This is a genomic window from Rarobacter incanus, from assembly GCF_006715765.1.
In the GTDB taxonomy this organism is placed as follows: domain Bacteria; phylum Actinomycetota; class Actinomycetes; order Actinomycetales; family Cellulomonadaceae; genus Rarobacter; species Rarobacter incanus.
The window spans coordinates 1,384,776-1,397,159 of sequence record NZ_VFNV01000001.1 but is presented as its reverse complement, the minus strand read 5'-3'; the positions used below and the strand labels follow the sequence as shown (position 1 = coordinate 1,397,159).

9 protein-coding genes and 1 tRNA gene are annotated in these 12,384 nt (G+C 65.2%); 8 read left to right on the top strand and 2 right to left on the bottom strand.

Features of this window, described 5'->3' with window-relative positions:
• The first annotated feature begins 86 nt into the window (after positions 1-86).
• On the top strand, positions 87-842 hold the full coding sequence (locus FB389_RS05950; protein WP_246043547.1) for a glycosyltransferase family 2 protein: 756 nt from the start codon (positions 87-89) through the stop codon (positions 840-842).
• On the opposite strand, the gene FB389_RS05945 is transcribed toward FB389_RS05950, so the two are convergent.
• Both FB389_RS05945 and FB389_RS05940 read right to left on the bottom strand, forming a co-directional pair.
• Positions 786-2,996 (bottom strand): hypothetical protein, encoded by a 2,211-nt coding sequence (locus FB389_RS05945; protein ID WP_142111874.1) that lies wholly within the window; start codon positions 2,994-2,996, stop codon positions 786-788. The two genes, FB389_RS05950 and FB389_RS05945, sit on opposite strands and share 57 nt — an antisense overlap.
• Positions 2,993-4,090 (bottom strand): diacylglycerol/lipid kinase family protein, encoded by a 1,098-nt coding sequence (locus FB389_RS05940; RefSeq protein ID WP_142111872.1) that lies wholly within the window; start codon positions 4,088-4,090, stop codon positions 2,993-2,995. Before FB389_RS05940 ends, FB389_RS05945 begins: the two co-directional genes overlap by 4 nt.
• Before the next feature lie 37 nt (positions 4,091-4,127).
• Here FB389_RS05940 and serS point away from each other — a divergent pair, with 37 nt between their 5' ends.
• The 7 genes from serS to FB389_RS10465 all read left to right on the top strand — a co-directional run bounded on the left by serS (position 4,128) and on the right by FB389_RS10465 (position 12,375).
• Positions 4,128-5,396, top strand: coding sequence for a serine--tRNA ligase (gene serS / locus FB389_RS05935; protein WP_142111870.1), 1,269 nt, complete (start codon positions 4,128-4,130; stop codon positions 5,394-5,396).
• Between the two features lie 267 nt (positions 5,397-5,663).
• Positions 5,664-10,154 (top strand): ATP-binding protein, encoded by a 4,491-nt coding sequence (locus FB389_RS05930; RefSeq protein WP_142111868.1) that lies wholly within the window; start codon positions 5,664-5,666, stop codon positions 10,152-10,154.
• A 55-nt stretch (positions 10,155-10,209) separates the two neighbouring features.
• Positions 10,210-10,662, top strand: a complete 453-nt coding sequence (locus FB389_RS05925; RefSeq protein WP_142111866.1) for a roadblock/LC7 domain-containing protein — start codon at positions 10,210-10,212, stop codon at positions 10,660-10,662.
• A gap of 37 nt (positions 10,663-10,699) precedes the next feature.
• Positions 10,700-11,086 (top strand): DUF742 domain-containing protein, encoded by a 387-nt coding sequence (locus FB389_RS05920; RefSeq protein WP_142111864.1) that lies wholly within the window; start codon positions 10,700-10,702, stop codon positions 11,084-11,086.
• A complete protein-coding gene (locus tag FB389_RS05915) occupies positions 11,067-11,681 on the top strand; it encodes a GTP-binding protein (protein WP_142111862.1) in 615 nt (204 codons plus the stop codon). The genes FB389_RS05920 and FB389_RS05915 overlap by 20 nt, the downstream gene beginning before the upstream one ends.
• A 48-nt stretch (positions 11,682-11,729) precedes the next feature.
• Positions 11,730-11,820: transfer RNA gene (locus FB389_RS05910), tRNA-Ser, on the top strand.
• Positions 11,821-12,201: 381 nt separating this feature from the next.
• Positions 12,202-12,375 (top strand): hypothetical protein, encoded by a 174-nt coding sequence (locus tag FB389_RS10465; protein WP_170207897.1) that lies wholly within the window; start codon positions 12,202-12,204, stop codon positions 12,373-12,375.
• Positions 12,376-12,384: the final 9 nt, after the last annotated feature.

Here is a 12,384-nt window from a genome sequence, read left to right as displayed (position 1 = left end):
GACCAATCGGGCCGAAGCCGCGGCGTTGGTACTTGGTTGTACCGTGACGATCGCAAGACCTCGGTATTACGACTACGATAGAACCTGTGAACGCACAGAGCGCCAATGGTGGACGGGCAGTGCGCAAGCGCGTGGCTGTTGTCATCCCAGCTAAGGATGAGGCACGGCGCATCGCGGCGACTGTCCGTTCGGCGCGCGCCATCCCCTACGTGGACTTGGTACTCGTAGTTGATGATGGATCCGAGGACAACACGCAGGATGTCGCGCGCGGCGCGGGCGCTGTAGTCGTCCGGCATTCGCGCAACCGTGGCAAAGCGGCCGCTCTGGAAACCGGAGCGGCAGTTGTCGCCATGCGCGATCCGGAGGGACACCCTGCCAGGCTCTTACTCTTTCTTGACGGTGACCTGGCGGAAACTGCGGTCAATGCGGCGCCCCTGGTGCAGCCGGTCCTCGACGGCGAAGCAGACATGTCCATCGCCGTCTTGCCTCCACAACCGGGGGCCGGAGGCCGCGGATTCGTGGTGCGTACGGCGCGGCGGGCTATCTCCCGTCTCACGGGGTGGACCCCCAGTCAGCCGCTATCCGGCATCAGGTGCTTGACGCGTGACGCATTCGAGGCCGCTTCGCCGCTCGCGCACGGGTGGGGCGTAGAAGTCGGGCTCACGATTGACCTGCTGCGGTCCGGCTACGCCGTCGCCGAGATCCCCTGCGACCTGCGACACCGGCCCTCGGACAACTCGCTCGCGGGCCAGGCCCACCGCGCGGCGCAGTTCCGGGACGTTGTCCTAGCCATCAACGCGCGTCGGCTGCGCGCGGGGTTTAGCCACATCCGCCCCAACTAGCGGCAACGGGCCGCGTCGCACAACGACCAGGCTGCCCGCCAGCAGAACCATCCAACCGGTGATCGCTAGCCCCGAATCGTTCAAGGCGCTAGCGGTTACGCACGTCGCAACCAGAGCGAACCCCCAACTCGGCACGCGGGCGTGGTCGCGCCACCGCCAAACCAGCGCGGCCAGCGACCCCACCGCGATGAGGGCGGTTCCGCCGAGCAGCGGTTCGGTCGCGAGGGCGCCGAACGCCCCCACGAACTTGCGTCCCACGGTTGCCGCCGTTTCCGCAGATGCCAACGTCGACATGAATCGGCCGATATGGCTGGACGAGTCCCCCCGCGCCGCCGCCCACGCCCCGACAGCGGCGAGCGCGACGGCCCCGATCGCGCAGCCGACCAACCGTGCGCCGGTCAAACGCCACCGTGCGACGACGATCGCAAGGACCGCAAATCCAGGCAGGAGGGCAAGACCCCCGCCGAGGTCTGCGCCAAACCGGGAGGATAGCTCGAACCCCGTGAGCCCGAGCCCAATGACTATCACTGCTGCCAGTGTGCTCCGGCGATGGCGTTGCGACGTACGAGTTGAGACCATCGCGACAGCCGTCAAGAGCGCAACGGACCACAGCGCAAAAGCCGTGTTGTTCATTCCGTAGAAGCGTCCCGCCTGCAATACCTGCGTCCCCAGGGGGGATCCCGTCGACCACGGGCACCCGCGGATGACATCCACCGTGATGATCAACGCGGTAACCGATGCGACGACGACCGTCATGCGGGCCGCAGCGGGCCAGCGGGTGGTGCCAGACCTAATGAAACTGATGGTCGCTGCGGCGAACGCGAGCGCCGTCAGGGAAGCCAGTGACGCGAGGGCCAGCGCCGGCGTATCGCTCCTCCACCAGCTTGTTGCGGAAGCGACGAGCGTGGATGCGGGCATGAAAGCCAGCCATAGGGCACCAAAACGGATGGCTAGGCGGGTTCTGCGGCTGCGCCAGCGAACGAATGCCAGGACCGCGAGTAGTGCGCCGGCGCAGCCCAATCCGACGACGTAGGGGATTTGGGTCGCGGCCCCTGCCTGCGAGCGCGTCGCAATGTTCGTCAGCACGGTGATGCGAGATGCGAGGTCCGCCTCCACCTTGGCCCCAGGCTTGCTTTGATCCTGCGCAACCCGGACGCCCACGCGCGTTGAATTCGGGGCCGAGACGATCGGAGATCCGATACCAGATTCGGTGCCTTGCAAGGGCTCGATCTGCGCGCAGACAGTGGCGAGCAGGTCGGTCGAAAGCACTAGCCCCTGCGTGCGGGTGCTAGCGGACGAGGCGACGCCCGCCACTCGATCCAGGTTGGACGCGAAGAATTGCAGGGAGCCGGGTGCGGCCGCCCCCTCGTCATCGGTCAGCGAAGCGATGACGACCGTGGTGTGGGTCAGGCCGGGATCGCCCGTGTCGAGGGTCGCCAGCGCCGCTTCCGTGCGCCGCAGCTGGTCGACGGGGAGGGCCGCGGCGGCGCTGCCCGCCACGTCGACCACGACTAGCGAACGGGTGGCAGCTAGCTCGTCGAGCGCCTGCGTCAAAGCGGATTCCGTCGGCGGACTGCTGACGGTGCCGGCAACGGTGCCGCCTGAAGTAGCCAGCGCCACAGCGGCTCCCGGACCGATCGCTCCCGCAGATATGCCCGCCGCGGCGACGGCGTCCCCGAGCGTCCCGAGGGCGGGTCTGTAGGACTGGGTAGCCGCCGCCCTCGTGTAGCTGCCCCAGTCCGCCACTCGCGCATCGTCCCCGCTTCCCGATACCGCGGGTTCAATGCACCCCGATTCCGGGTGGTACCAGGCGCGAGTCCCGGCACTAACCATGAGCCAGCCGTCGATGGCGCACCGTGACTGGATGCCGTTGTTGACCAGCGATTGCGCAACCAGGCCTTCGGACATGAAGGTTCGAAGTAGCGGGTAATCATCGAGCCGCGCGGCGACGGTTTCCCAATTCACTGCCCGCAAACCCAGCAGTACCACCGAATCGGCGGTTGTTGTTGTGGTGGCTGTGGGTGCTGGGTTGGTGTGGGTGGTGGTGGCTGGATAGGTGAGAGTCGCGGCGTGCGCGATCGGAGATCCGGCGCCGGCCAGCAGGATCCCCAAGAACACCCACACCAGCGCCCGGAGCGGACGGCGCCCGCTCACGAGGCGGCGGGTGCGCGCACGCGCAACGCTTGCGGCTCTATCCAGGCCTCGATCTTGGACGCGGCCCCGAGGGTGTCCCCGTCGACTTGCACCGGCTCGGTCCCATCCAGAACGCGGACCGCGATCCGCGTGGCGGTCACGTGGTCAATCCGGCCGATCTTTTTCGGCGACGAATTGCGGATTCCGAGGCCCTGCATGACCACTTCGCCGAACAACTGCGCCCAGCCCGCCAGGCCACCGCGTGCATCTAGTGCCGCGACGTCGAGCCTGCCATCGTCAATGACCGCGTCGGGGATGAGGTTCAAACCGCCGGGCAACCTCCCGCAGTTACCGATGAGGATGGTGCGCAGCCGGACGGTGAAGACGCGTCCTTGGTCAATGCGGATGCGCATGCGGGGGCGGCGCGCGTGCAGGTGCCGGAAGGCGGCGAAAAAGTACGCCAGCCAGCCAACCCGCTCCTTCAACGTCGAGCTGGTATCGGCGACCATCGCCCCGTCGAACCCGATCCCGCCGATGACAAGAAATGGCTCCGGCTCAGCGTCCGCGCCGTGGGGGACATCGTCCCCGGCCTCGACGACGCGCAACATTCCCAAGTCTATGGGCCGGGTCGCGCCGAAGGTGACGGTTGACAGCGCGGAAGGAACGCTGGTGACATCGATGTCGATATTGCGCGCCAGCAGGTTTCCGGTTCCCAGGGGGACCAGGCCCATGATCGCGCCGGCGGCGGCTACCGCTCCGGCAACGGAGCGCACCGTCCCATCACCCCCAGCGGCGACGACAACGGTGGCTCCCTCCGCGATCGCGCGGGCGGCCTGGCCTCGTCCGGGATCATCCTTCGTCGTCTCGTAGAACGAGGGCGCCGCAAGCCCGTGCCGCGCGAAATGAGCGAGCACCTGTGACCTGAATTGGATCGTGCTGGTCTTGGAGGGGTTGACGATGAACGCGTACGAATCGGGCGCCGATTCGGGAGCCGGGGCGTCGGCGGGCCCTCCATTGCGCGCCCCGCGCGCCAGCTTCAAGGCCAACCAGGCGGTCGCGAATGAACCAATTGCAACGAAAATTGCAAGTAATATCAGCCAATCGCGTACGGTCATGCATCCACGTTAGCGCCTGACGGGATAATCTGGCACCGTGATTGACCTCAGTGTATTGCGCGATGACCCCGAATTGATCCGCGCTTCCCAGCGCTTGCGCGGGGAAGACCCTGACCTGGTGGACCAGGCGATTGCCGCCGACGCCCGCCGCCGCGACGCGCTTGCGGCGTTCGAAGCGGCGCGTGCGGAACAGAAATCGCTGGGCAAAAAGGTCGCGGCGGCCTCGTCCGATGAAAAGCCCGCCTTGCTGGCACACACTAAGCAACTCGCGGAGCGGGTCAAGGCATTCCAGGCTGAGTCGAATCAGGCCGCGGCGGAGCTGTCGAATCTGACTGCGCAGATCCAGAACGTTGTTGAGGGGGCGCCCCCCGGCGGCGAGGACGACTATATCGTCGTCAGGACCGTCGGCACACCCAGGAACTTTCAGGACGAGGGCTTCGCTCCGGCTGATCACCTGGCGCTGGGCGAGGGCCTTGGAGCCATCGACACTGCGCGCGGGGCAAAGGTTTCCGGTTCGCGCTTCTACTACTTGACGGGCGTGGGTGCGCGCCTCGAGCTGGCGCTGCTGAACGCGGCGGTCGACAAGGCGGTGCAAGCGGGTTTCACTCCGGTCATCACTCCCACCCTCGTCAAGCCGGAGGTCATGGCCGGAACGGGATTCTTGGGGCGCCATGCGGACGAGATCTACCACCTGGGAACCGACGACCTGTACTTGGTGGGAACCAGTGAGGTCGCGTTGGCCGGCTACCACTCCGACGAAATCGTGGATCTTAGCGACGGGCCGCTGCGATACGCGGGTTGGTCGGCGTGTTACCGCCGCGAGGCGGGGTCCCACGGCAAGGACGTGCGCGGCATCATTCGCGTCCACCAGTTCCACAAGGTTGAGATGTTCAGCTACACGACCGTCGAGGACGCGGCCGCCGAACACCTCCGCCTGCTCGCCCTCGAAGAGGAGATGTTGGCGCTCGTCGATCTTCCCTACCGCGTGATCGACACCGCGGCTGGTGACCTGGGATCGTCCGCGGCCCGGAAATTCGACTGTGAGGCTTGGCTGCCTACACAGGAACGGTTCCTCGAACTGACCTCGACCTCGAACTGCACGACCTACCAGGCGCGGAGACTCGGCATTCGGGAGCGGAGCGCAAGCGGGGCCACACGTGCTGTTGCGACCCTGAATGGCACCCTGGCAACCACGCGGTGGATCGTTGCGATTCTTGAGAATCATCAGCAGGCGGATGGATCTGTCATCGTTCCGCAGGGCCTGCGCCCGTACCTCGGCGGGCTGGAACGGTTGGAGCCGCGGTGATGTCTGTCGGGTGCTCCGCGGCGCAGACTTTCGAGACGGCCGAACATGCAGGTAGGCTGGCGTTCGGCAGGTACTTGGAGTAGCAACGGCAATGGGGCCGGTTCGTACTCGCAACTCGAAGAATTGCGGGCGGGGGCAAGTCTCAGGCTAGAGTCACTCTTGATACTCATGATGCTGGTGTGACTGGCCGAAAGTATTAGCAGCGGCCCCGCGCCTGACGCGCGGGGTTGCTTTTAGGAAATGTCAGGCAAGTGACTGGAGGGTGCGATGCTTCGCCGACTGAGCGTGCGAGGAAAAATCCTTGCGACTCTCGCTGTTCCGATCATCGTTTTGATCGCCGCGGCTGCCATCGTTGCCGTCCAATCGGTAACGTCAGCGTTGGACGGGCGCCAGTACGAAAAGCTAGCGCGCACCACCCCCGTCCACGACGAGCTGATGGCCGCCATTCAAAACGAGTACTCTCTTACGCTCGACAAGATCTCGGGCGGCAAGGTCGACGCGGAAGACCTCTCGACCGCGCGCGCTGCAACCGATAAGGCACGCACCGAGTACCTGAGTGAAGCCGAAGGCATCGACTTTTCCCGCTTCCCCGTCGCCGTGCGCAACGCGTGGAACGTTTCCAAGGCGGGATTGGAAGATCTTGATCGAACCAAGATTGACGCCTACATCGCGGACCAAAAGAATGTGGATCCGACACCGATAGTCGTTACGACCTTTACCAAGACGATCGCGAGCCAAGAAGATCTGTACCAGACGGTCACCGATGCGGTGTCGGACCGTTCAGTCGCACAGTACTTCGCCCTCTACGCCGACACTTTCGACCTGCGTTCTGCCTTCGCGAATGAAGAACGCGACGGTTCGCAGGTTGTTGCGGACCGCGCGACCATCACGGGAGACGACGCCGTCGCCCGCAACGCGGCAACCGCAGTCCAGGGTGTCGAGACCTTGAAGGATGCGGTGCGCTCGTCCCTCACGGACCTGGGAATCACGGACCTGACGCTTCCCGAAATGGCGTCGGATCAGGAAGCCGCTCGCGACCGAATCCTCGCTAGCCGCCCCGAAGCCATCACGACCCAACAGGCAGAAGTTTGGGCATCGGCCACCGCCGACTACGACGCAAAACTTGCCGAATTCCAGGTGCAGGTCCGCGACCGACTGATTTCACACGTGGGCGAGATGGCATCCGCCGCGCGCACCCAGGCTGTGCTGACCCTGGTTATCGCGGTCGCAGCGGTGTTGGTGTCGCTGATTATCGCCTTGCTCATCGCGCGGCGCATCGTGCAGCCGCTCGAACGCCTGACCTCCGCCGCCCAGGACGTGCGCGACAAGCTGCCCACCCTGGTTGAGCAGGTCGCGGTGCCTGGCGAAACCCCCGACCTGGTGATTCAGCCGATTCCAGTCGAATCGCAAGATGAGATCGGGCAACTTGCGACGGCGTTCAACGACGTGAACTCGACCACCATCGAGGTTGCGCAGGAGCAGGCTGCGCTGCGCGGATCCATCGCCGAAATGTTCGTCAACGTGGCCCGTCGTGACCACGCTCTGCTGAACCGGCAACTATCGTTCCTCGACGAATTGGAACGGACCGAGGAAGATCCGTCGGTGCTCTCGAACCTGTTCCGGCTCGACCACCTGGCGACCCGAATGCGGCGAAACTCGGAATCGCTGTTGGTTTTGGCCGGCATCGACTCGGGGCGCCGCGTGCGTGAACCGATGGCCCTTTCGGACGTCGTGCGAACGGCATCCTCCGAGATCGAGGCCTACGACCGGGTTTCCCTGACACTCCTGCAGGACCCAGAAATGCTCGGGCACTTCGCGTTGTACGCGGCCCACCTCATCGCCGAATTGTTGGAGAACGCGACGATGTTCTCTGACCCAACGCAGCAGGTTGAGGTCACGACAAACGCGGACGAGAACTTCGTGTCCGTTGCGATTCGCGACTTCGGTCTGGGCATGACCGCCGATGAGCTCGAAGAGGCGCGCACCAAGGTGCAATCCGTTTCCGCCGCCGATGCGGTCGGCGCGCAGCGATTGGGTCTGTTCGTGGTCGGCCGGCTCGCGGAGAAACTCGGCGCTGTCGTCAACTTCGAAAACGCTCCCAACGGTGGCACGCTTGCGGTCGTCGCGTTCCCGCGCGGTTTGTTCGTGGCCGAGCACGAGGCGCCCGGCCAGTCCGAGTTGCCCGAGACGGTTGCGCCCGTGCAACGGTCGGCCGCCGACATCGCGGCATCCGACGAGTGGGTTCCCCCGGTCCCCGTGGAAGAGGTCGACCTGGCCGCGCTCACCGATGGCGAGACCGCAACGGGTATGCCGCGCCGCCGGACCGGCGGTGCAGGCGAAGAAGCGGTCGCTGAGACGCCGGCGACGGATGCTGTCGAGGACGAAGAGGACTACATAGTCCTTCCCGATTTGGTCGCGCCGGACGTTGCGGTCAGCGCTGACCCGGAGCACTGGCAGCCGGACCAGCCAGCGGAATTCGAGGTTGGATCGCTGCCGACGCGCCATGCGAAGCTGCCGACCCGGGCGGGTGCGGCAGACGAGCCCGGCGCGGCTGACGACGCAGTGGATGCGCCCGCGCCCATCACCGACGTTGCGCAGCGCGGTTCCATGTTCTCGAAGTTCCGTAGCGCGGCCGCGCCCGTGGCCGACGTGCCTGCGAGTGCCGCGGAATCCGCAGATGCCCTGGGGGCGGCGGGCACCGAACCTGCCGTTGGGCCGGGACAGGACCTGCCAGCAGCGCCGGCCGGGCAGCCTGCGGCGCCCGTGCGTGGGGGCCTGTTCAGTGGATTCCGTCCCACGACGGCCGCGCCGGTGAACCCCGGCGCTGCGCGTGAATCGGTAGCCGATTCCCCGGATGGGACTGTGGAGGGTGAGCCTGGGGCGTGGACGCCGCCGGTGTTTGCGGATGTGGATGCGGCTGCGGTTGTCGCGGGTGAGCCTGAGGTTGTGGAGGGTGAGCCTGGGGCGTGGACGCCGCCGGTGTTTGCGGATGTGGATGCGGCTGCGGTTGTCGCGGGTGAGCCTGAGGTTGTGGAGGGTGAGCCTGGGGCGTGGACGCCGCCGGTGTTTGCGGATGTGGATGCGGCTGCGGTTGTCGCGGGTGAGCCTGAGGTTGTGGAGGGTGAGCCCGGGGCGTGGACGCCGCCGGTCTTCGAATCGGCCGCGGTCGCTACCGAAGTTGGGACTGAAGCGCCCGCCGAGGCAGATGAAGCCGCCGTTAGCGTTGACACGGGTGAGCTGATTCTCCCGCGGCACGCGGCGCCCGAGGACCTTGAACGGATGATGCGCGAATACGGCAGCCCCGAGGCCCTTTCGGCCGCAATCACGGGACCGCTTCCGATCGTCGCCGATCCCGGGCTCTATTCTACCGATGCGCCAGTCGCTGAGGGCGCAGATGGAACGGCCTTCGATGCTGACCAGGGCGCGGAGCCAGAGGCCGGTGAGCAGTGGGCGCCGACGTTTGCCGCGGAGCCAGATGCCGGTGAGCAGTGGGCGCCGACGTTTGCCGCGGAGCCAGATGCCGGTGAGCAGTGGGCGCCGACGTTTGCGGCGGAGCCAGAGGCCGGTGAGCAGTGGGCGCCGACGTTTGCCGCGGAGCCAGAGGCCGGTGAGCAGTGGGCGCCGACGTTTGCCGCGGAGCCAGAGGCCGCACCTGATGCCGCTGCCGCCGGAAGCGCGATCCCGGGGCTGGTGGAAGACGATGAGTTTGTCGACGATACCGTTCTTTCCAACTCGATCGAGCCAGGCCTTGCAGGCGCGGATTCGGCCGAACACGGACTGTCCCCCGCGGCAGGCGGGGACGAACCGGGTCTCGAGCCGGTGGCCGATGAGGCCGCTGGGGACGGTGCACCCGGCGACGTGTCCGGGCAACCGGGTGCGCACGCAGACGCGACCTTGACCACACCGGCATGGGTGCCTGCGGCGACCGAGCCGCTCCAAGAGGCACCATCGTTTAGCGCCGTGGTCGGCGCAGATGCTCCGACGCCGGCTCGCGCCGACACTAAGGAGAAGAAGCAGGGATTCTTCGGGAAGCTCTTTGGGAAGAAAGCGAAGAAGGCCGAATCCACTGCACCCAAGGCGCCCGCAGTTGAATCGTGGACGGCCCCTGCCGCGCCGGCCACCGTAGCTGCATCGCCTGAGCCTGCCACGTACGCACCCGCCACGCCGGCGCCGGTGACACCCGAGCCCGCGGCTAGCGAACAGAGCTGGGTGGCACCGCCGCTGGGCCTGAATGCCCCCGCGGGAACGGAGGGTGCGTTGCCGGATGAACCCGCCGCGTGGGTGCCCGCGGTCGCTCCGATGGCCCCGGAGACTGCTGCCGTGGACGAAGCGATCGACGAAACGGGTTTCAAGGCGTCATATATCACGCCTCCAGCGCCGGTTGAGAAGCATGGATGGTCGCCGGACGCCATCGATTACAACGCGCCGGATACGCCGCGTTCGATGTCGCCTGAGCTAGCCGCGATGCTCGCTTCCCGGGCGGACCTGCAAGACCAGGCACTTGCTGAGTTGAGCCAGCTGTCGAGCTACCGTCCGCAGCAAGAGGTAAAGGGAGGGGCGGGCCTCGTCAAACGCAAAAAGACAGAGGTTCCCGACACGGCCGAAGGCGATGAAGACCCGACTAAGCAGAAGATCACCCGCGATGCTGCGGAACTTCGGTCCCGTCTGTCGGCCTTCCACAGTGGTACTTCGCGCGGCCGCGAGGCCGTCGTGAAGCCAGCAGTAAATAGCGATCCTTCTGCGGAAGGTGATTCCTGATGAAAATTAGTTCCGATCTGCGTTGCGAGACGCAGTTCCTTGGCAAGGAGGCAACATGAGTGCCCTAAGTAGTGAAGCAACGAATTTCGGTTGGCTTCTGGAGAACTTTGTCAAGACCGTCCCCGGAACCCGCCACACGTTGGTGGTGTCTGCGGATGGCTTGCTGATGGCGATGTCCGAAAACCTGGACCGGACGAGCGGCGACCAGCTAGCAGCGATCGTGTCCGGTATGTCTAGCCTTACCCGGGGGGCCGCGCGCCAGCTCGGTACGGGCGCCGTTCGCCAGTCAATCGTTGAGATGGACAAGGGCTTCCTATTCCTGATGAGCGTTTCGAACGGTTCTGTTCTCGCCGTGGTCGCGGAAGAGACGGCGGATGTCGGACTCATCGGCTACGAAATGGCTATGTTGGTTACGCGGACAGAACAAACACTAACTCCACAACTGATCACCGAGATGCGTGGACACCTCCCCGTTGACGGTGCAACCAGGTCTTCTGCAGCCGGATGAGGCAATTATGAGCGAGATTCCGAACCAAGGTCCCCCGATGCGGAGCACTGATTCCGGTGCCCGTACGGTTCGCCCGTACGCGGTGACCGGCGGGCGCGTGCGTTCCGCCACATCCGACCTGCCGCTGGAAACCCTGGTATCGGCACAGCCGGAGGCGGCTGCGACGCGTGGCCTGCCCCCCGAAAAGCGCACGATTCTTGCAAGCGCAGCAGAGAACTACGTGTCGATTGCAGAGTTTTCAGCGCTATTGAAGTTGCCTCTCGGTGTCGTCCGGATCCTAGTTTCTGACCTCAGTGATGCGGGGTTGCTAACGATCCATTCGACAGCACCGGTCAATGTCCACACCGGCCATGGTGGTGCCGCAAGCCCAGCATTGTCCCTGAGCGTTTTGGAGAGTGTTCTCAATGGCATTTCCGCCCTCTAACAACAGCACCGCTACCCCACCCGCGCCGGCACCACAGGTGGCTGCCCCTACAGTCGTCAAGATTGTCGTCGCAGGAGGCTTTGCGGTAGGTAAGACCACGTTCATCGGGTCGATTTCCGACATCGAGCCTCTCAACACCGAGGCAGCGATGACGGAACACTCCGTGGGTGTCGATGACGCCGGTGGCGTGTCCGATCGCAAGACGACGACGACCGTCGCCATGGACTTCGGGCGCATCGAGCTTCCCGGATCGCTGTGGCTCTATCTGTTCGGAACGCCCGGACAGGACCGCTTCTTGTTCATGTGGGACGATCTGGTGCGCGGAGCGATCGGTGGTGTGGTGCTTGTCGATACCGATCGCCTGGATCAATGCTTCCCCGCGGTCGACTACTTCGAGAGCCGCAAGATACCGTTCGTGGTCGGTGTCAACTGCTTCGATGGCATCGCAAAGCACCGCCTGGAGGACGTGCGTGAGGCCTTGCAGGTCCCCGCAGACGTCCCGATGATGTACACGGACGCGCGATCGCGGGCGGCGACAAAGCAGACCCTCATCACCTTGGTGCAGCACGCGATGGCGCGATTGCGGCGCGGCTGAGGTATTCAATGCCGTAGTATTTATTCGGCCCGGCTTCGCCGGACCGATGGTGGGTTGTCAGAGCGGCCGAATGAGCCAGTCTTGAAAACTGGTGTACGGTGACCCCGTACCGTGGGTTCAAATCCCACACCCACCGCCAAGTTGTTCAGGTTGGAACCCCCGGTGAACGTCAGTTCGCCCGGGGGTTTTCTTGTGTCTAGGCGTCTTGGGGCGGCTCAGTGTTCGTTACGTTTGTTGTGGTGGTTGGCGTGTCGGGGTGTGGCGTGCATCCGGCGGGGCCGGGTTCGTGAACCGTCCTCGGTTTGATGCCGCTTCCTTTCGAGTTGAAAGGATGGCGTCAGGGTCTGCTGTAGGAACAGGTGACATCTGATCTGGCTTGCCCGTGGGGTGGGTCTGGAAGGATGTTGCTGTGCCCAAGCCTTACCCGTCCGAGTTCCGTGACGATGTCGTGCGCGTCGCGAGGAACCGTGAACCTGGAGTGACGATCGAGCAGATCGGATAAGACTTCGGGGTCCACCCGATGACGTTGCAGAAGTGGCTGCGTCGCGCCGACATCGACGAGGGCGCCAAGCCCGGCCAGTCCCGGACCGAGGCCGCCGAGATCCGCGAGTTGAAGAAGCGGAACCGGTTGCTGGAGCAGGAGAATGAGGTCCTGCGGCGGGCGGCGGCGTATCTGTCGCAGGCGGACAGCTAAGGAAAAGGC